Origin of the sequence: Pseudoalteromonas sp. (genome assembly GCF_041613455.1) — a bacterium.
In the GTDB taxonomy this organism is placed as follows: domain Bacteria; phylum Pseudomonadota; class Gammaproteobacteria; order Enterobacterales; family Alteromonadaceae; genus Pseudoalteromonas.
The window spans coordinates 1-19,249 of sequence record NZ_JBFJHD010000046.1; the positions used below are offsets into that span (position 1 = coordinate 1).

Annotated in this window: 17 protein-coding genes; 7 read left to right on the forward strand and 10 right to left on the reverse strand. The window is 43.3% G+C overall.

Annotation, left to right across the window (positions count from 1 at the left end; translation table 11 throughout):
- On the forward strand, positions 1 to 99 hold a 99-nt coding region (locus ABYB02_RS06770), incomplete at its 5' end, for a 50S ribosomal protein L19 (protein ID WP_372761720.1).
- 344 nt (positions 100 to 443) lie between these two features.
- On the opposite strand, the gene ABYB02_RS06775 is transcribed toward ABYB02_RS06770, so the two are convergent.
- On the reverse strand, positions 444 to 1,277 hold the full coding sequence (locus ABYB02_RS06775; protein ID WP_372761704.1) for a mechanosensitive ion channel family protein: 834 nt from the start codon (positions 1,275 to 1,277) through the stop codon (positions 444 to 446).
- 313 nt (positions 1,278 to 1,590) lie between these two features.
- Between ABYB02_RS06775 and tyrA the strand changes: the two genes are divergently transcribed.
- Positions 1,591 to 2,724 carry a bifunctional chorismate mutase/prephenate dehydrogenase gene (tyrA, locus tag ABYB02_RS06780; protein ID WP_372761705.1) on the forward strand — a complete coding sequence of 378 codons (1,134 nt, stop codon included), beginning with the start codon at positions 1,591 to 1,593 and terminating at the stop codon, positions 2,722 to 2,724.
- A gap of 73 nt (positions 2,725 to 2,797) precedes the next feature.
- Here tyrA and ABYB02_RS06785 read toward each other — a convergent pair whose 3' ends face one another.
- Entirely contained in the window at positions 2,798 to 3,955 is a 1,158-nt protein-coding gene (locus ABYB02_RS06785; protein WP_372761706.1) for a chorismate mutase, read from the reverse strand.
- A gap of 359 nt (positions 3,956 to 4,314) precedes the next feature.
- Between ABYB02_RS06785 and ABYB02_RS06790 the strand changes: the two genes are divergently transcribed.
- Positions 4,315 to 7,326: an EAL domain-containing protein gene (locus ABYB02_RS06790; RefSeq protein ID WP_372761707.1), complete on the forward strand. Its 3,012-nt coding sequence runs from the start codon at positions 4,315 to 4,317 to the stop codon at positions 7,324 to 7,326.
- A gap of 20 nt (positions 7,327 to 7,346) precedes the next feature.
- Here the strand turns inward: ABYB02_RS06790 and ABYB02_RS06795 are convergent, their stop codons facing one another.
- A complete protein-coding gene (locus tag ABYB02_RS06795; RefSeq protein WP_372761708.1) occupies positions 7,347 to 7,676 on the reverse strand; it encodes a stress response translation initiation inhibitor YciH in 330 nt (109 codons plus the stop codon).
- Positions 7,677 to 7,807: 131 nt separating this feature from the next.
- On the opposite strand from ABYB02_RS06795, the gene ABYB02_RS06800 reads away from it, so the two are divergent.
- The 4 genes from ABYB02_RS06800 to ABYB02_RS06815 all read left to right on the forward strand — a co-directional run bounded on the left by ABYB02_RS06800 (position 7,808) and on the right by ABYB02_RS06815 (position 11,756).
- Positions 7,808 to 8,113 carry an STAS domain-containing protein gene (locus tag ABYB02_RS06800; RefSeq protein ID WP_372761709.1) on the forward strand — a complete coding sequence of 102 codons (306 nt, stop codon included), beginning with the start codon at positions 7,808 to 7,810 and terminating at the stop codon, positions 8,111 to 8,113.
- Positions 8,113 to 9,762 (forward strand): SpoIIE family protein phosphatase, encoded by a 1,650-nt coding sequence (locus ABYB02_RS06805; protein ID WP_372761710.1) that lies wholly within the window; start codon positions 8,113 to 8,115, stop codon positions 9,760 to 9,762. Before ABYB02_RS06800 ends, ABYB02_RS06805 begins: the two co-directional genes overlap by 1 nt.
- A gap of 61 nt (positions 9,763 to 9,823) precedes the next feature.
- Entirely contained in the window at positions 9,824 to 10,483 is a 660-nt protein-coding gene (locus ABYB02_RS06810; RefSeq protein ID WP_372761711.1) for a GAF domain-containing protein, read from the forward strand.
- Positions 10,484 to 10,562: 79 nt separating this feature from the next.
- Positions 10,563 to 11,756 carry an amino acid aminotransferase gene (locus ABYB02_RS06815; protein WP_372761712.1) on the forward strand — a complete coding sequence of 398 codons (1,194 nt, stop codon included), beginning with the start codon at positions 10,563 to 10,565 and terminating at the stop codon, positions 11,754 to 11,756.
- 100 nt (positions 11,757 to 11,856) lie between these two features.
- On the opposite strand, the gene ABYB02_RS06820 is transcribed toward ABYB02_RS06815, so the two are convergent.
- The 7 genes from ABYB02_RS06820 to ABYB02_RS06850 all read right to left on the reverse strand — a co-directional run bounded on the left by ABYB02_RS06820 (position 11,857) and on the right by ABYB02_RS06850 (position 19,198).
- Entirely contained in the window at positions 11,857 to 12,708 is an 852-nt protein-coding gene (locus ABYB02_RS06820) for a Tim44 domain-containing protein (protein ID WP_372761713.1), read from the reverse strand.
- A 173-nt stretch (positions 12,709 to 12,881) separates the two neighbouring features.
- Positions 12,882 to 13,631 carry a DUF3379 family protein gene (locus ABYB02_RS06825; RefSeq protein WP_372761714.1) on the reverse strand — a complete coding sequence of 250 codons (750 nt, stop codon included), beginning with the start codon at positions 13,629 to 13,631 and terminating at the stop codon, positions 12,882 to 12,884.
- A complete protein-coding gene (locus ABYB02_RS06830; protein ID WP_372761715.1) occupies positions 13,631 to 14,188 on the reverse strand; it encodes a sigma-70 family RNA polymerase sigma factor in 558 nt (185 codons plus the stop codon). The genes ABYB02_RS06825 and ABYB02_RS06830 overlap by 1 nt, the downstream gene beginning before the upstream one ends.
- A gap of 61 nt (positions 14,189 to 14,249) precedes the next feature.
- Positions 14,250 to 15,914: a BatD family protein gene (locus ABYB02_RS06835; protein WP_372761716.1), complete on the reverse strand. Its 1,665-nt coding sequence runs from the start codon at positions 15,912 to 15,914 to the stop codon at positions 14,250 to 14,252.
- Positions 15,908 to 17,785: a VWA domain-containing protein gene (locus ABYB02_RS06840; RefSeq protein WP_372761717.1), complete on the reverse strand. Its 1,878-nt coding sequence runs from the start codon at positions 17,783 to 17,785 to the stop codon at positions 15,908 to 15,910. The genes ABYB02_RS06835 and ABYB02_RS06840 overlap by 7 nt, the downstream gene beginning before the upstream one ends.
- Positions 17,785 to 18,771: a VWA domain-containing protein gene (locus tag ABYB02_RS06845; RefSeq protein WP_372761718.1), complete on the reverse strand. Its 987-nt coding sequence runs from the start codon at positions 18,769 to 18,771 to the stop codon at positions 17,785 to 17,787. Before ABYB02_RS06845 ends, ABYB02_RS06840 begins: the two co-directional genes overlap by 1 nt.
- The gene (locus ABYB02_RS06850) at positions 18,764 to 19,198 is read right to left on the reverse strand and encodes a DUF4381 domain-containing protein (protein WP_372761719.1); all 435 of its coding nucleotides are present in this window, start codon (positions 19,196 to 19,198) and stop codon (positions 18,764 to 18,766) included. The genes ABYB02_RS06845 and ABYB02_RS06850 overlap by 8 nt, the downstream gene beginning before the upstream one ends.
- Positions 19,199 to 19,249: the final 51 nt, after the last annotated feature.

The following is a 19,249-nucleotide window of genomic DNA, read 5'->3' on the forward strand; positions in this document are numbered from 1 at the left end:
GTAACAGTTAAGCGTCGCGGTGCAGTTCGCCGTGCTAAGCTTTACTACCTACGTGAGCGTTCTGGTAAATCTGCACGTATTAGAGAAAAACTTAACTAATACGCGCTGTTTAGCAACGCAAAAAAACGGGTTGCAGCCTTTTAGGTTGCAACCCGTTTTGGTTTTTATAAGTATAAATTTACAGCTTCCCCCTGCCGTGATAACACGCGTGCTGCAATAATCAGTGCAGGCGACACAGCGACATTCCCCTTACAATCAGCAGCGCTCACTATGCGTGCTCAAGTTTAAGATAATAACAAAGCTGTAATGTTAATTACGGTGCGCAGGTTGACCGAATCGCGATGATGAAGTGAAGCGGGTTGCTATGTTGAAGGCAATAAAAAGGGCGCCAATGCACCCTTTTAGAGACTAAGCTGTAGCTTAGTTAATGATATTAATAAGCATTATTTTACGTTATGAATATGCACATCGCGTTGTGGGTAAGGAATAGAGATACCTTCTTTATCAAACGCTTTTTTCACTTTTTCTTGCATATCCCAGTAATACGGCCATAAATCATCGGTAGCGACCCAGACGCGAAACATCAGGTTTACCGAGTTATCGCCTAGGCTACCAACACCAATGCGCGGCCCTGGATCGGTTAATGAGCGTTCGTCTTCTTCAAACAGACGCTTTAAAATACCCTTGGCGGTATCAATGTCGTCATCATACGAAATACCAAAAGTCATGTCACAGCGGCGTTTATCGTAAATACTCACATTGACTAACGTGGCATTTGACAAGCTCCCGTTTGGAATAACAATACGGCGGTTATCAAAGGTATTGACCACAGTATACAGAATTTGAATTTCGATTACCGAGCCCATAAAGCCTTGTGCTTCAATGGTGTCGCCAACCTTAAATGGTTTGAAAATAAGTAACAGCACACCGCCTGCAAAGTTAGCTAAGCTACCTTGTAGCGCAAGACCAACAGCAAGACCTGCCGCACCTATTACCGCAATAAATGACGTGGTGGCAATACCAATCATAGAGGCCACGGAGATCAGCAACATGACTTTCATGATCACACTGATGAGCCCACATAGGAAGGTATTAAGCGTGGGGTCTTTTTGACCCAGTTTTTTGTCTAATACGGCAACAAAACGATTTATTAGCCACAAACCTACGACTAAGGTAACAATAGCGAGCACTAACTTAGGTGCATAAGTCATTACTAACGCTAAAGCTTGATCTAATAATTGTGAGGCATCTATATCGGTGCCTATTATCTCTTCCATACAACGTTTCCTTGCTTTAGTAAGTTTACTATTTGAATTAGATAGGATAAACGTGATGCTACAGCAATGCAACTAACAGCGGCTTTACTCTTTATCGTTAAACAAAGTAGCGGCGGGCAGAGATGGCGCTAGATTAAACTAACGGCTAAGTTAAGCGCGTTGTTCTCGACTGAGTCCTCCATTTAGCGGGAATCTTTTTAGCTGTTTAGCCTTTTATCGCTCTAGCGTTCCTGTTAGTATTTTACGTATCGATTAGTTTACTTTATGTAAATTTAAATTTACGTTTTTAGTAGTATGCAAGGTGGTATGGAAAGTGGCAAATATAAATGATTTGGCCCAGTTAAGACAGGGGATTGATGAATGCGATGCACAGCTAGTTGCATTACTTGCTAGACGTAATCGTCTTACTCAGCAGGTTGGTGCTATTAAGCAGCAAACGGGCGCACCGTTGCATGCTCCGCAGCGAGAAGCAGAGCTGCTAGCTGCGCGTCGTCAAGAAGCTATTAATCAAGGCGTAAACCCAGAGTTAGTAGAAGATATTTTACGCAGAATGATGCGCGAAGCGTATCAAAACCAACAAGCTAAGTTAGCCTGTGCTGCCCCCCATTTATCGCCGATTGTTATTGTGGGTGGAAAAGGGGCCATGGGGCAACTGTTTGCCAAGCAATTTAAACGTTCTGGCTACGAAGTAAAGACGTTAGACAAACAAGATCAAGCCAATGCCGCTGCGATTCTTAAGGGCGCTAAGTTAGTGCTCGTCAGTGTGCCTATTAATGCGTTGCAGTCCGTTGTGGCGGCTTTACCTAAGCTCGATGACGATTGTTTACTGGTAGATATAACCTCGGTAAAGCAAGCACCATTAACCGCATTGAAAGCGGCGCACAGTGGCCCCGTGGTAGGATTACACCCAATGTTTGGGCCCGATATTTCACATTGGGTTAAACAAACTGTGGTGGTATGTGAAGGGCGCCAGCCAGAAGTCGCCAAAGGTTTATTAGCACAGTTGCAGGTGTGGGGTTGCCAATTAGTTGAACTGGATGCGAAAAAACATGATGAAGCGATGCAGATCATTCAAGTGATGCGGCATTTAACTACTTTTGTTTATGGCCAATTTTTGGCAAAGCAAAGCCATACACTCGCTGAGCTGCGCAGTTGTTCATCGCCTATCTACCAATTAGAGCTGATGATGGTCGGGCGCTTATTTGCACAATCACCCGAGTTATACTCAGATATTATGTTAGCGCAATTTGATAATGTTGAAGGCTTACTTGATCAATATCAGCAGACCTTTGCCACGACGCTTAAAAAATTAAAAGCAGGGGATAAACCGGCACTTATCGAGGCATTTGCCGAGGCAAAGGCCTACTTTTCAGACTCAACAGCCCAGTTTTTAACCCAAAGCCGTAGTTTATTAAATAAAGCCAATGATGCTAAGGTACTCGACTAATAAAAACGGGCTTAGTTTATAGTACAAAAAAAGGGCCTGATGGCCCTTTTTAAGCTGTAAGTTAAGCTTGTGATTACGTGTTTACACTCACCGCTTGCAGTGACTCACTTTGATAACAGCCCAAAATACGGACATACTGAGTATGCTCTTTCAGCTCATCAAGCGCATCTTTTACGTGGTTATCGGCTAAGTTCGCTTCTAAGTCTACGTAAAATACCTCTTCCCAAGGATTACCGGGTGTGGGGCGAGATTCAAGTTTTACTAAATTAATTTGATGCTGTTTAAAAATCATTAAAGCATCGGCTAATGAGCCAGCCTGTTGTTTGGTTGACATGATTAAACTGGTTTTTGTTGGAATTTGCTTTGAGACTTGTAGCGGTTTACGTGCCACTACAATAAAGCGACTGTGGTTTTCGCTTTGGTTTGCTAAATTAGACTTGATCACTTCCAAGCCAACATTTTTGCCTGCCTGTGCAGAGCCTATAGCGGCGCTGTTTGGCGTGTTTAAAGCAGATTGCAGTGCGCTGGAGGTTGAATCACAGGTTTCGTGCTGTAACTCACCTAAGCCTTGTAAAAAACGGCTACATTGCGCAAATGGCTGTGGGTGGGCAAATAGTTTGGTTATCTGGCTCAGTTCAGTATCGGGAGTGGCTAGTAAACAATGCTCAACGCTGTGCGTTACTTCGCCAACAATAGAGACTTGTGCATGCTGTAGTAAATCAAACACTTCGTTAATACTACCAGAGCTAGTATTTTCAATGGGTAGTAAGCCAAAGTCGGCTTGGCCATTTTCAACTTTTCCAGTTATTTCATCAAATGAGCTACAGCCAATTTCGATTAACTTGCCCGGGCGACGACTAAAGTATTTATGACACGCTAGTTGACTATAAGAACCTTGTCCGCCTAAATAAGTAACCCGATGAGTTTCGCTTAATACATCGGGGTTAAGGTTTCTTTGCAGCATCGCTTGCTGATGAAGCACTGAGTCTTCTAAAATAGTTTGAAACACATTATTTACGTAATACGCGTCTAATCCGAGTGACTTACCGTACCCGATGAGTTTTTCTAATAGGGCTTGTTCGCGCGCTTCATCACGGATCGGTTTATTATTGGCTATTTTAAATTCCACCACGCCATGGCTAATACGGCGTCGTTTGGCTAATAATACCAGTAAATCGGAATCGATTTCATTGATATCGTGTCGAAGTGCATTCAATACATCATTGCTCATTTGGCTTTCCTCATTCCAAAAAATAGGCTGTTATCACAGCAAAAACAAAAAAGCCTCCCAAGTGGGAGGCTTTGCTATTCGGTTGATTTTATCTCACAAACAGTTCAGCCTCTCCTACATAAAGAAGCTAAAAAACGAAAATAAAGTAACTGTGTAAATAATATTCATGCTAGTAATGTATGGAGAGTTACAGTTAATGTCAATAACACTTAGCTGAAAGATGCAGTGAACGGCTATTTATTTTTAAACACTTTGTTTTTTTGGATAATGTACAAATAATTTATAAATATGATTTTGGATCTGGTATATTTATTTTAACTATATAGAAAAATAATAATTATTAATAATAAGGTTGGCTTGTGGTCTATCGACGCCCTCCGTCTCGGTTCGGGATAAATTCACTGAGCGTAAAGCTATCGTTGTTGATTTCTGCAATTTGTTTAATTGCTGGGGTGTTTGCTGCGGTATTAATGCTTAAGTCTGAAGAAAAACAGCTTGTTTTTGAAGAGCATGAGATATTAAAACACTCCAATGAATTACTGTTGAAGCAGTTTAACAACTTAATATCGATCAAACAAAAAGTAGCTGAGCAAGCCAATTTAGTGGTTAGTCAGCAGTTATTTAATGGCCCTTCTTTGTTAGCAAACAGCAGCAACAGCAAGTTGCAATTTAACGCAGATGGCTCGATTCGTAGCAGCGCAGCGGATGGACTTTCGGCCGCGTTTATTCCCCAAGTTAGTTACTCACCTTTTTATAAACAACTCATTACCGACTCAGAAACATTATGGAGCGTGATTGCGCCCACCTTAACGCAAGAATTTATTAACTTTTATTTAGTCACTAAAGACAGCTTTATAAGAATAGCGCCGGCTAACTGGGCTTTAGATGTTCCCGCCGACTATTTATTTAGTCAAAGTAATATTTTTAATTACGCTCAGCCGCAAATTAACCCCCAGCATCAAGCTGCATGGACAAAAGCATATTACGATAAAGTGTCGCAGCAGTGGCTGATCAGTTTAATTGTGCCCATTTATAAAAATAATGAATTGCTAGGGGTTACGGGTAGCGATATTCATCTAGCGCAATTACTGTCGCAATTACCGATAGGCGGTAAAGAAAAAAGTTTAATGGTGTTTGATAGTGAAGGACACTTATTAGCACACCCTAAGTTAACGCCATCTAATTACGCACACTATGGTGAAAGCGGGAAAAAGTTGTTAGCTAAAGATTTTATTGATAAAGAGCTGCAGTACATTGTTGATGATGCGCTTACGATGCAACAGTCTGAATATGCGGGCTCATTTAACCTGCATGGAAACGCACATATAATCAATATTCGCAAAATAGAGGGATTAGATTGGTACGTTGGCGTTTATCAACAGCGCTCGTCTACGCTCTCGGCATTAGAAGATTTGAAGCTGAAATTTTTTGGCTTATTTATATTGTACGCAATTCTAGTCGCGCTGTTATTACACCAAGCACTGGATCAATTGGTACTGCGTCGTTTGCATACGTTGGTGTATGCGGTAACCAGTTTTGGCCAAGGGCAATTAGATACTCAGTTTCCACCAGAAAATAAAGATGAGATAGGCACCCTTAATGGCTCGTTTAAAGATATGGCGATTGAGATAGGCAAGCTAATAGATGGTCTTAACCAGCGCATACTAGAAAAAGAAATTGCAGAAAAAGCGGCTAAACGTTTGTCCAAAGCCGTGTCTTTCTCAGGCACTGGGGTGGTGATCACCAATGAGCAATTTGTTATAGAATACATTAATCCCAAAATGCTGGAAATGACCTGCTTCCCCGAGCAGCACTTTCTTAATGCGCCACTATTGAGCATTATCGCCAGCGAAATGGCGGTGTTAATTGATGATATAGATTATGAATTACGGCAAAATAACTTTTGGCGGGGCGATACACTGATTCAAGGTGATAATAAACCTTCTATATGGGTGTCATTAAGTATCTCGCCGATACGCGATGATGATGGCAAAATTTCCAGCTACGTTGCGTCGGCACAAGATATTTCTTTCGTTAAAGAAAGCCAACGTAAAATGGAGCAATTAGCGTATTTCGACACCTTAACGGGGCTTGCCAACCGCACTTTCTTTAGAATGCAGTTACGAAAGTCGATGGCGCTGGCAGAGCGAGGGCACTATGCTTTTGCCTTATTCTACTTTGATTTAGATGAATTTAAACGCATCAACGATACGCTAGGTCATGATGCGGGGGATCAGTTACTGATTGAAGTAGCCAACAGGCTGAAAAAGCGCTTACGTGCAGAAGATACCATCGCGCGTTTAGGCGGGGATGAATTTGCTATTTTACTTAGTAGCATTGAGCACCAAGCGCATGCGGCAGAGGTTGCACACACAATACAAAAAACCCTCAATGAACCGATCATGCTTGGCAGTAATGAAGTGATTATCAGCGCCAGCATTGGTATTACCATGGCACCATTTGATAGCAAAGAAGAAGACCAGCTATTAAAGCATGCCGACCTGGCTATGTATGAAGCGAAAGCGAAAGGGCGTAATACCTATCATTTCTATAGCCAAGAACTGAACGCTGCAGCCAATGAGCGGTTATTTATAGAAAACGAATTACGTTACGCGATTAAAGAAAAACAACTCACAATTCACTATCAACCGCAGATAGATTGCCGCACTCATCAAATTGTCGGTTACGAGGCGTTACTGCGCTGGTTCCACCCAATCAAAGGCGCTATTTCACCCTTTAAGTTTATTCCGATTGCAGAGGCAACAGGGTTAATTGTTGAGTTGGGAGAATGGGTATTACAACAAGGCTGTGAATTTGCAGTGCGACTTGAGCAGCAGGGGAAGGTAAGTAATATTTCAATTAATTTATCGGCACGACAGTTCAAAGATGCCAGCTTAGTGCCGCGCTTAAGTGAGATCATTAGCGAAACCGGCGTTTCAGCAACCAGTTTACATTTAGAATTAACCGAAAGTATGTTGATGGGGAATGTAGAGGCCGCTATTAGCCAATTACACCAATTAAAAACACTGGGGATTTCCATTTCTATTGATGATTTTGGTACTGGCTATTCGTCACTGAGTTATTTAAAACGTTTTCCGGTGGATATTCTTAAAATAGATCGCTCATTTGTGAAAGACATACCGGGCGACAGTAACGATACCGAGATCACTGCTGCCATCATTGCAATGGCGCAAAAACTAAAACTAGATGTGGTTGCCGAAGGCGTTGAAACACGTGAGCAGGTTGAGTTTTTGAAAAGTAATAATTGCTTTATAGTACAAGGGTATTACTTTTGCCCACCGGTACCAGAAAGTGACTTACCGGCACTGTACCAGCGCTTGGCGTTATCAGCAGAGCAAGAGGTGGAATAGTAACAAAACTAAATTGCGGGTTAACCACCCGCAATTTTAACTTTAAAGCTTAAGCTTTCTAAAATAGCTTTTAATTTATCGCGATCATCGCCTTGCACTTCAATAACGCCGTCTTTCACGGCGCCGCCTTGCCCCATTTTACTTTTCAGGGTTTTAGCCAGCTTTTTGAGCTCATGCTGCTGCGGATCAACGCCTACTACTAACATCACCCCTTTGCCTTTACGGCCTTTAGTTTGACGTTCAATGCGCACAAAGCCATCTTTAAATAGTTTACCGGGCAATTCTTTTTCCGGCTTGGGTTGCTCTATACGCCCTGTTTCTGTTGAATATACTAAGCGACTATCACTCATAATTAACCTATCGAAAAATTGAATCAAACACTGGGCTAAATAATAGCAAATTTGTGAATTGATGTTTTTCTTTTTGCTAAATAGTTTTATCAGGTTATATTAACTAAAGAAAATAAAATCAGGGAAAAAAGATGAGTTTATCCAAGAGTGTATCAGCAGATGGTGCGACATTAACGATTTATATTAGCGGCAAGTTCGATTTTAATTTAGTGCAATCTTTTCGCCAAGCGTATGCAGAAATCAGCCAAAAAACCAGTAAAGTGATTGTCGATTTAAGAGACACCGATTACATGGATAGTTCGGCTTTAGGTATGTTACTCAATATGCAAAAAAACATAGAAGCACAAGTTAATAGCATTGAGATCAGTAACTGCCAGCCGCAATTAAAAAAAATATTGCAAATATCTCGGTTCGATAAAAAGTTTGATATTAACTAATGATCCACGTTTTAGTTGTTGATGACCAAGCGTTAAATCGCATTTTACTAAAAAAGTTACTAGAACAAGAAGGATATAAAGTGTCGCTGGCGTTTAATGGCGTGGCGGCACTGGAAGTGCTCGATAAGGTAAGCATAGACATTATTTTACTCGATGTATTAATGCCGGTGATGGATGGTTTTGAAGCCGCTGCAATTATTAAACAACGTTTCAATGAAATTTATCTACCGATCATTTTTATTACCGCATTGGATGATCATGCAAGCTTTGAACGCTGCTTAGCGGTGGGTGGCGATGACTTTATTCAAAAGCCGTTTGAAAAAATAATTCTCCACGCAAAAATTAAAGCCCACTGTAGAACCCGTGAACTGAGTAAAAAAACCTATCAACAAAAACGACAGCTGGAATATCATCACAATCAGCGTCAACGAGAATATGAAATTATTGAGCATATTTTTAATAACTCCCTAGAAAACCAACATCAATTTAAAACCCATCTTGATTACAACTTAACTCCTGCAACCATGTTTAATGGCGATATGTTTTTGGTGGCGCAAAGTCCGATTGGCAATTTATATTGCATGCTCGGCGACTTCACTGGCCATGGCTTAGCCGCCGCTATCGGCGCGCTTCCATTGTCACGGGTGTTTTATACTATGGTGAATAAGGGCATGGCGGTGCACGACATTGCGCGAGAGTTAAATTCATTATTGTATAACTTACTCCCGGGGGATATGTTTTGTGCTGCGACCATTATAGAACTCAGTGCGTCGGGTAAAAGTATTACCGCTTGGTTAGGTGGTCTCCCCGATACTTACTTAATCGATTGCCAAGGGCAGATAAAACAAACTTTAGAATCGCAACATATGGCACTGGGGATCCTCAATAATGAGGAGTTTGAGCATGAGGTGGTTCACTTAGAGGTAAACAGTGATACGCGTTTAGTCATGAGTACTGACGGTATTATAGAAACTCACAATCAACAGGGGTGTTTGTTTGGTGAGCAGCGCTTTATCGAAGCACTAAAAAGTACCCCGATGATCAGCAGCGCAGATATTGTTAACTGTGTTTCTCGCTTTGCAGAGGGCATAAAACAGCAAGACGATATTAGTATTGTGTTACTTAATTGTTTGCCACTGCAAGCAAGCCAGCAAGCCAGCGAAGAGTTTTCACGCTTGGCATTTAACCTCTCATTAACGCTCAACTGTGAGCAAATTAAAACCACTGATCCTGTGTATGATGTAGTTAATATGTTATGCCGGATCAGTGGCTTAAAAGCTCATCGTGCCAATATATTTTTATTGCTCTCAGAAGCGTATAACAATGCCCTCGATCACGGTGTGCTGGGGTTAGACTCGCAAATAAAACGCCAAGATGACGGCTTTTTTAAATACTACGAACTGCGTGAACAGGCGCTGGCCGAACTCAATGAAGCGCAAATTGATATTGAAGTTAGTTACTGCCCAGCAAGTTTGAGTTTAAACTTTATGCTGCGTGACTCAGGGGAAGGCTTTGTAAGCCAAACCAATAGCCTGTTTAGTGAGTGTGCAGAATTTGGTCGCGGCTTGCCACTGCTCGATGAGGTCGCTGCAAAGGTTAGTTACAATGCACAAGGCAATCAAGTTGAAATACGCTACACGTTGAGCTAGCGCTGTAAAAATATCCATGCTACCATTTGTTAAATAGACGCGCAGAAGTATGGATGGCCAAATGATAGATTCCTATTTGCAACACGCTCAACTAGACGTTGACGCCAATTTAATTGCAGCAGCTGTAGACAAGCTGGATCACTATTTTTTACACAGTGTGCTACCCGATGTGCGTTGGCAGTATCTGATCCCTGAGTTGGGAGAGGGGGGCGCGTGTAGCTTATTTGGTCATTTACAAGCGGAGCCATTTAAGTTGTCCGATCACCTTAACCAGGATCAGCAAACTGAGCTAAAACTCGCTAACTTACAGCGTATTGTTGATTTTGTACGTGAGTACACGGGCGTAGACTGGTTTGGTATTTATCAAACCACAGACACGGCGCAGGGGCCACAACTGTTAAAGCTGGCTTATTATGGCGCACCGAGTAGACCATTATTTCCCTTAACAGCAGCCTTTGCTACGGGCAGTAATAATGTGCAAGTGGCGTTATCAAAAACAGGGCGCATTATTAATAATGTGCAGCAATACTTAGCCCAAGGCGGAGAGTATTATACCTGCGATCCTAAGGTTAAATCTGAGGTGTGTTTACCGCTATTTGATCAGCATAATGCATGCGTAGGTATTATTGATGCGGAGGCGTTTAATAGCGATTTTTTCAATCAAACTACGCTAAGTGTGTTAATTGCTGCTTGTATTAAAATTCCTCAATATCTAGTGTAAATAACACTGGTCAATTGGGCGCATTTTTATGATAAGCTAAAGCTCACAGCAACCCCCAAATAATGATAAGAGATAGTCCATGTTCTCAGTATTAAAACCATTACCTACAGATCCTATTCTTGGCCTTATGGCGGCTTATAAACAAGACACTAACCCGAATAAAATTGATTTAGGGGTGGGTGTATATAAAGATGAGTTTGGTAATACACCAGTGCTTAAAGCAGTGAAAAAAGCCGAAGCCTTTCGCCTAGAAAATGAAATCAGTAAAGCATACATAGGTTTAGCGGGTAATTTAGATTACTGCCAAAAAATGGAAAGCTTATTACTTGGCGAACATCAGGCCTTATTAGCAAATCGTGTACGTACTGCACAAGCACCAGGCGGCACCGGGGCATTACGTGTTGCAGCTGAATTTGTGATGCGTTGCAACCCAAAAGCAACTGTGTGGGTGACCAATCCAACGTGGGCTAATCATATTAGCTTATTTGAAGCGGCGGGCTTAACCGTAAAAGAATACCCATACTACGATTACGAAAACAAAGATTTATTATTTGATGAGATGATAAATACCCTAAAACAAGTGCCGAAAGGTGATGTGGTGTTATTGCATGCATGTTGTCATAACCCAAGTGGTATGGACTTAAACGAAACGCAGTGGCATACCGTTGCTGAGCTTGCCAAAGAAGTAGGCTTTACACCATTAGTTGATATTGCGTACCAAGGGTTTGGCTCTTCACTTGAAGAAGATGCGCGTGGTTTACGTATTTTAGCCGACGCAGTAGAAGAGTTAATTATTTGTTCTTCGTGCTCGAAAAACTTTGGCTTATACCGCGAACGTATTGGTGCGTGTTCGATTATTGCCAAAGACAGCGCAACAGCGGATATTTCAAACTCAGTATTACTGAGTGTGGTGCGTAGTATATACTCAATGCCGCCAGCACATGGTGCCGACATTGTTAGTACTATTTTAAGCAGCACTGAGCTTACTCAAATGTGGCATCAAGAGCTTGATGAAATGCGCGGCCGTATTAATGGCTTACGTAGCTTAATTAAAGAAACATTAGCGAACAAAGACATCGCGCAAGACTTTTCTTTCATTGACCGTCAACACGGTATGTTCTCGTTCTTAGGGATTAATAAAGAGCAAATAGCACGTCTACAAAAAGACTATGGTATTTACATTGTTGGTTCAAGCCGTGTTAACGTAGCAGGCATTAGTAAAGCTAATATCGATTACTTTGCCAATGCAGTCGCCGACGTTTGTAAAGCGTAATAGCGATACATTAAAAAGAGATAATAAAAAAAACCGCACAACCTTAGGTTAGTGCGGTTTTATTTTTCCTAGACCTAGACCTAGACCTAATACCTAGCACCTAGGCATCAATTAAATCTTCAGTACCGACAATTAACCACGGTGCATCGTTAATCGCTAATCGCTCTAAGTGCCAAACTTCTAAAATAGGCTGCTCTTGTTTATCGCCTAAGTCACGATACTTACCCTTGAAGCGCACACTAACTTGCCATTTATCCGCGAGTGTATCGGCGCGTACTAATTCAGCATCAATGAACATCACCTCGGTGGCGACACTGTCAATTGCTTCACGCTCTGCTTTATATTCAGCAAGCAGTTCAGGGCTTAAGTACTCTGCCATGGTGCTGAAGTCAGCGTCATTCCACGCCGTTTGTAGCGTATGGTAATGGCTACGTGCACCTTGTAAAAAGCCGTTGCTATCAAAATCAGCCGGTAAATTAAACGGCACTTGCTCAGTGCTTGTAGCATGAGCGGCAAAGCCAGATGGACTGGCTGTTTGCTCAGTAGCTGCTTGTTTAAACGCGGGTGGTGACATACCGGCATTGGCTAATTGGGGAGATTGCCTTGCCCGCATAAAGCCACTGATTAATTTAAATAAAATAAACGCGCCCCCAGCCAGTAAAATCATTTCAAGTAGCTGAAAACCTTCAAAGTTATCGCCTAGCATAGCGGCAATTAAACCACCGGCTAATAACCCGCCTAATACGCCAGCCATAATGCCTTTTTTATTTGATTTCGCTGCAGCAGGGGCTGCGGTCGATGTTTTACTATCGGCTTGTTGTTTTTGTGCTGTTTGCTGTGTTGTCGGTGTGCTGCCACGTTTACTACTACCAAACTTTTTACGTGCGTGAGCCTCAAAACTAGCGGTGCACAGTAACGCCAGTAATGACATTATAACTATGATGTTCTTCATGGAATTCCTTAAATTTAAGCGAATGCAGATTATAATGAAATTTATCGAAGAGGGTAATGAAAGTATTTAATTATCAATTGGTTTGCTTATAAATTGCGCAACAATTTGCATGCAGTGAGTGGTTATAAAAAAGCGCTTAGTGCTCACTAAGCGCTAAATTTGCAGCAACTCTATTAAAGCCAACGAATGGCATTGCTAATGCGCCGATTATAAACATCAATGGGCGCGCCGGTATTGGCAATTAAAATAGTATCGGCCTGGTTGCCGCGATTAATGTAACCGGCAAAACGTTCATCGTGAAAGCTATTTTCGCCAAAGCCAAATGACTGCTTTTTGTTAGGTACAATAAACACTGTCATCGGGCCAAAGTCAGACTCGAAAACTAAATGCAACCCGCGTTCACCTTTAAAATCACAGAACATAGCAAAGCTAATTTTACCCGGTAACTCATCAATATAGCCTCCAATCGTGGCAAGTTTTTCGTTGACGCTATCTAGGCTAATAGTGGCGTGTTTATCCATGGCACTTATTTCGTGGTAGACATGGGTGAGTGCATGTTGCCCTGCTGAGGTAAGTGCATGATCTTGCTGGCCGCTGAAAAAAAGCACCGTTAATAGCGCAATAAACGACGCTGCTATGGCCAGTGGTGCGCGCATAAAAGTAACGCGCGAATTGAGCACCTTGTTGCGTGTTTGCTGCTGTTGCTGGGCTTGTTCTTGTAATGAGGTAGTGAGTAAAATACGCTCGGCAAGGTTTTCTGGCAGTGTAATATCATTTACTGCATTGTGTAATTGCTGATCAAAATCTTTCATTTCATTTATAAACCGTTGTCGCTCAGCGTTGCTTTTAGCAAATTCACTGAGTTGTTTGTCAATAGCGTGTGGCTGCGCCGTGGTGCGGCGACGAAACTCAAGTTCATCCATTATTTTGATGCTCCTTTAAGTTGCCCATCGTTACGGCTTAACGCCTCTTTTAGCTGATTTCTGGCGCGATACAAACGAGTCATTACGGTATTTTTATTTAAATCGAGTATTTGGGCTATTTCTTCGCCCGAGCAGCCCATCACCACTTGCAACAATAACGGCTCTTTATATTCAGCAGATAATTGCGCGATTTGACGTTGGATCACGGTTTGCTCCATTTCATCATCTAATGAGTGACACTGCTGATCAACTAGGTCGTTTTGCTCTACATCGCTGTAATCAAATTGTTTGCGCTCAAAGCGCCGTGCGTTTTCACGGCGCAAAATGGTCAGTAACCACGATTTTGCCGCTTTTTGATCTAATAAAGCGTCAAGCGAGCGCCATGCGCGCAAAAACGTTTCTTGCACTAAGTCATCGGCAATATGTGGATCGTGACATAACCAATATGCAAAGCGATAAAGCTCTTTGTGGTAAACATGCACCAAGGCTTCATAACGCTGTTGCTTTTGCGCCATATCGATTAAGACCTGACCATGCGATTTTTTATTTCCAAACATAAACTACTTTTTATCGTTATAACGTTATTTTTTAATAATAAAAAACCGCACATTATTTGCTTTAATGATAAAGGTCTTTTAATACCGCGTGTGGCGACGTTAATTCGCGTGTTTTATCGCTGCTAAGCACCTTAACTATAGCCGTTAAATTAGCATGAGTGGCACCGTTGCAACCATATAGCTGTGCTTGCAGTTGCTGCACATCGCGCGTGAACGCGGGCTGATTGAGCTGCTGACACAAGCTGTCAATTGCGCCGACCTGTTGCCCCGTTACTGCGGTTGCATAGGCTGTTAGTGCACTATAAAACTGGGTAGTATCATTTGCCTTAGCGGCATTTGACAGCGCCTTTAAACTCGGCTTAGCGGCGTTGTTAGTCGCGGCGCTCACCGTTGTTTTTGCGTGCTTAGCAGTAGAACGGCTTAAGTAATAAAAAATTGCAGTGACTATCCATAAAATATAACCTACCGCCGCAACAAGAATTAACCACAGCGGGGTGTGGCTTTGTGGCTGCGTTGTCACCTCGCGCGCAGCTGACGGCGGATTTGTGGCTGGCGTCGTGAGATTTGCACTGTTGGGTGGGGGATTGGTTGCCACCGAATTATCGATGGCACTACTAGGCTTAACAATCAGCGTGCGCTGTGGCAAGGTCGCGTAACTAATGCGATTCATTTTAGTGTTATACCAAGGTAACGTTATTTCCGGTAGTGTATAGGTGCCCGGTGTTTGCGGTAACAAAGCATAAGAGGCAACTTGTTGCGACACCACTCGGCCGCTACGCACTGCGTTATTGGTTTCTTGTTGATCGGGGTAGCTGCGAATCCCTTTGATTGTGGGCAGTGAAATAGCGGGTAACTGCTCCTTAGTTACACCCAGCGCCGTTAAGGTAATGGTGCGCGTAATCGGTGTGCCCACTTCAACTTCATTATCTTCGGGTTGCCACTGCTCGTCTAAGCTCACCAACTCACTGGGTAACCAATCGCCATGATAGTTGCTAGGAATCGGTTTGATGGTTATTTGCTGGTCATCGCCCAGCGCCGACACTTCAAGTTGACGGTAGTTTTGCTGTATACGACCTTGAAACGTCGGCCCAGTAATGGTGTAGTCGCCACTTTTTTGCGGCTGAATTAAATATTCACGGGTGATCACTAAATAGCGTTTGCCATCAACTAATTCGTACGCTTCGCTTTGCTTACCTAACTGCGATAGCTGGGCATCGGCCATACTTGGCGTGCTTAAGCTGCCATCCAGTAATTCTTTTGCTAAATACAGTTTAACGGTATATACACCGGCTTCTTGCACAAACAGCGCATCGCTCGACAGCTGTGTTTTGATAAATATGTCATTATTTTTATCGCCATCCACCGCGCGTTTGGCAACAGTTAAGGTAATGGCCTCAGAGCTTAAACCGGCAACCTTAAAGGCCGGAATGGTGTATTCACCGGCCGTGCGCGACATTAGTTTAACCGACCAAGTGGTTTGTTTTTGTATACTGCCATTTATAATGTTAGTGCGTGTGCTTAAACTGGTTGGGCCCACCACAAAATCTTGTAATAAAGCAGAGGTGTCAGGTTGCTGGTTTTTAATGGTATCGTCGACAGTAATACTGAGGGTAAAAAATTCGCCCACTAGCACGGGGTTTTTATCGACACTGGCTTCGAGTTTAGTGGCAGCCATTAATGGCATCGCAGTTAATAGCAATAAACAACAAAATAATCGCATTACCATGATTTTTCTACTCCTGCCGGGCGGCGCTGATATTGTCTCTTTTGGGCTTCCAATTGCATTTTATTACGTAATAAAATGGCCGGATCGTCGGGCACTTTGCGCAGTAATTGGTTAAGCTGCTGTGCTTTTTCTTTCTCTTCATTACTGAGTTCACTGGCATTTACGGCCTGCGCTTGTTGCTGTGCATTGTGTTGCTGCTGATTTAAACTGGCGTCGTTCTCAGCGGGTGCAGCCGCTGCTTGCTCGGTGTCATCAGTTGCTGGTTGCGCTTGTTGCTGTGGTGCATTTTGTGACTCAGCTTGCATTTCTGGCCGGTTTTGCTGCTCAGCTTGACCTTGCTCTGATTGCTCAGGGCTGCCCTCGGAATTCGCGTCAGTTTGGCTTTGGCTGTCGTTTTCACCAGACTGCTTATCTTGCTCAGCAGTTGACTCATTTTGCGCTGCGTTTTGCGGGTTTTGTTGCTGATCCTGCTGGGCGTTGTCTTGCTGTTGCGACTCATCACCTTGCTGTTGCTGCTGTTGCTGCTGTTGTTGATGCAACAATTGCTCAACCAATGCTTGATTATCGGCGGCCTCGGTGAAGTTAGCCTGCATTGCTTGCGCTTTTTCATAGGCGGCAATCGCCGCTTCGAGCTGGCCTGCTTTTGCCAGCGCATTCGCATAGTTATAAAACCCGGTTGCCGATTTATCCTCACTAAACGCCTTTAGTGCGGCCTCAAACTGACCTTGTTGATACAACGCAGCGCCTTTTAATTGGCTCGATTGTGCCTGAGCTGCTTGTTGATAGTCTTTATTTTGATACGCAGTAAGTGCACGTTGGTCGGCATTTTTTAACAGCGTTGGTAGCTCAAGTGCGTAGGCAGGTACTGGGGGTAAAAAGCCGATGAATAACACCGCTCCTACAAATGCCGCACGTCTAAATAAATACAGTGCCATCGGCAGTAATAGTAACAAGCCATAAATACCCGCATCAATACGCCACAGAGCGTGACTCGGTGTATCATCTTTTAACAACTCACCATTGGCTCGCGGCGCAAAAGTGGCAATATCAACGCTACTGGGTTGGTAGCGGGCAAATTTACCGCCGCTGTTTGCTGCTAAACGTTGTAATTGCTTGGCATTGAGAGTGGGAATAACGATTTGTCCGTAGCGGTCTTTTAAAAAGCCTCCCTCGGGTAATTGTATCGGTGCACCTTGAGCGGTACCAATCCCATAAATATTTAGCCGATAAGCGCTGCTGTTAATAAAGTCTGTAACCTCATTATATTCTTGCTGCTCAATGCCATCGGTAATTAAAATAATATCACCATCAAGGTAACCCGCTTGCTTTAACAGTGTTTGCGCCATTTCTAGCGCGGCTAATACGTTAGAGCCTTTATCGGGCATGATCTCAGGACTTAAACTGGGGATCAGGTTTTCCAGCGTGGTGGCATCGTTAGTGAGCGGCGAAATGGTATAAGCACTGCCGGCATAGGCTATCAACGCAGTATCACCTTCTTTAAATAATTCAATCATGTCGAGCGCTTTAAAGCGCGACTGCACCAAACGATTGGGCGAAATGTCGGTGCTGTACATAGAGTAAGACATATCCATGACCATGACTCGCGCATTTTTACTTTGGTACACCGGCACTTGTTTTTTTTCAAAGCTTGGCCCAGCGCTAAAGATAATGGCTAAGCTACAAAAAAGCGCCACTAACCACAGCGGCTGGCGACTATTATGCTGCTCATCGTTAAGCACAAACTGCGCTAAATGCGGAGCAATTAACTGCCCACTGCTGGTTTTTTTCTGTTTAATTAATGCTATAAAAAACAACGCCGCAGCAACAGGCAGCAGCCATAACAGCGCAGGGCGAATAAATTCGAAATCCATTAATTTGGCTCCCGTAAATTACGTACTGTTGTGAACACACTTTTTAAGCTAATTAATAACGTAGCCAGCAGTAACGGGTAATAAAATAGCGACGTCAGTGGGCGAAAGGATTGTTCATCGGCGCTAATAGGCTCGAGTTTATCAAGCTCAGCGTATATTTGTTGCAACCCAGCGACGTCTTTAGCTCTAAAATAAAGCCCACCCGTTTGCTCGGAAATACGCTTTAATAGGCTCTCATCGATATTGTCGCCACTCATGCCGCCCATATTAAATAAACTGAAACCACGCGGGTTATCAGAGCCTACCCCTATGGTATACACCTTAATACCGGCATCGCGAGCCAGTAATAGGGCATCTTCGGGGGTTAAATTTCCCGCGGTATTTTTACCGTCGGTAAGCAGTACCACAATGCGGTTACTTTTATCTTTATTGGCAAAGCGTTTTACCGACAAGCCCAATGCATCGCCAATTGCGGTGGCGCGACCCACTAAGCCAATTTGAGCTTCCGAGAGCATTTTACTCACCGTTTTTACATCTCGAGTTAGGGGCGTTTGCAAAAACGCGGTGTCGGCAAATAAAATGAGTCCGAGGCGATCACCTTGGCGCTGCTCAATAAAATCGCTTAACACCGCTTTTACCATGGTGAGCCGATCAACATATTGGCCATTGTAGGCCATATCTTGTTCGGTCATAGAGCCGGATAAATCAACGGCCAGCATAATATCGCGACCTTCGCTTGGCAGAGCAATAGGCTCATCTAACCAAGTTGGGTTTGCCGCTGCAATGACTAATAACAGCCAAATAAGCCATTCAAACAGGGTTAACTGCGAGCCCATGGGCTCACGCTGTTGGCTGCTAAGGTTGTGCGTGGCAAAGCCAGGAATGCGTAACCGCGTTTGCGTGCCACTGGCCCGCGGCTTTAATAATCGCAGCAGTATCGGCAATGGCAGCAATAAAAACAGCCACGGCCAGCTAAATTCAAACATGAACAACTTCCTTTAGTTTAAATTGTTTAATGCCTTGGCGAAACTTATTACACAGCGCCGTATCTGGGGCGGTTTGGTTATAAATACTTAAAATTTCTTGTTCACTAAACGTTATCCCCGTCAAGGTTGTTAACGTAGTGCACCACGCAGCGGTGGCTTGCGCGGCCAAGCGTTTGTCGTAATAGGCAATGACTAAGCGCTTTAAAATAATATGCAGTTGCTGAGCACTTTCGTGTTGTTGACTAAGCTGTATAGCGTAACGTTTCGCTTTGTTAAATTGATAGCGTTTATACAGCCAGTAAGCCGAAGCAGCCACGAGTACGCTCAGCAGCGCAATAATAACCCACCATGCCGGTGCAAGCGGCCAGATGCTCACTTGGCTAGGCGCTATGATGTCGTGCAGGCCATCGAGAGGATTAGTTTGCATAGTTACTTTCTCACTAATTGCAGCTCAAGCGGAGTGGCTGCATTGAATGAA

What these genes read in the sequence shown, in the direction of transcription:
- ABYB02_RS06835 (WP_372761716.1), bottom strand. Translation starts at nt 15,914, where the DNA reads ATGGTAATGCGATTATTTTGTTGTTTATTGCTATTAACTGCGATGCCA.
- ABYB02_RS06830 (WP_372761715.1), bottom strand. Translation starts at nt 14,188, where the DNA reads ATGTTTGGAAATAAAAAATCGCATGGTCAGGTCTTAATCGATATGGCG.
- ABYB02_RS06840 (WP_372761717.1), bottom strand. Translation starts at nt 17,785, where the DNA reads ATGGATTTCGAATTTATTCGCCCTGCGCTGTTATGGCTGCTGCCTGTT.
- ABYB02_RS06820 (WP_372761713.1), bottom strand. Translation starts at nt 12,708, where the DNA reads ATGAAGAACATCATAGTTATAATGTCATTACTGGCGTTACTGTGCACC.
- ABYB02_RS06850 (WP_372761719.1), bottom strand. Translation starts at nt 19,198, where the DNA reads ATGCAAACTAATCCTCTCGATGGCCTGCACGACATCATAGCGCCTAGC.
- ABYB02_RS06775 (WP_372761704.1), bottom strand. Translation starts at nt 1,277, where the DNA reads ATGGAAGAGATAATAGGCACCGATATAGATGCCTCACAATTATTAGAT.
- ABYB02_RS06825 (WP_372761714.1), bottom strand. Translation starts at nt 13,631, where the DNA reads ATGGATGAACTTGAGTTTCGTCGCCGCACCACGGCGCAGCCACACGCT.
- ABYB02_RS06795 (WP_372761708.1), bottom strand. Translation starts at nt 7,676, where the DNA reads ATGAGTGATAGTCGCTTAGTATATTCAACAGAAACAGGGCGTATAGAG.
- ABYB02_RS06800 (WP_372761709.1), top strand. Translation starts at nt 7,808, where the DNA reads ATGAGTTTATCCAAGAGTGTATCAGCAGATGGTGCGACATTAACGATT.
- ABYB02_RS06845 (WP_372761718.1), bottom strand. Translation starts at nt 18,771, where the DNA reads ATGTTTGAATTTAGCTGGCCGTGGCTGTTTTTATTGCTGCCATTGCCG.
- ABYB02_RS06805 (WP_372761710.1), top strand. Translation starts at nt 8,113, where the DNA reads ATGATCCACGTTTTAGTTGTTGATGACCAAGCGTTAAATCGCATTTTA.
- ABYB02_RS06810 (WP_372761711.1), top strand. Translation starts at nt 9,824, where the DNA reads ATGATAGATTCCTATTTGCAACACGCTCAACTAGACGTTGACGCCAAT.
- ABYB02_RS06785 (WP_372761706.1), bottom strand. Translation starts at nt 3,955, where the DNA reads ATGAGCAATGATGTATTGAATGCACTTCGACACGATATCAATGAAATC.
- ABYB02_RS06815 (WP_372761712.1), top strand. Translation starts at nt 10,563, where the DNA reads ATGTTCTCAGTATTAAAACCATTACCTACAGATCCTATTCTTGGCCTT.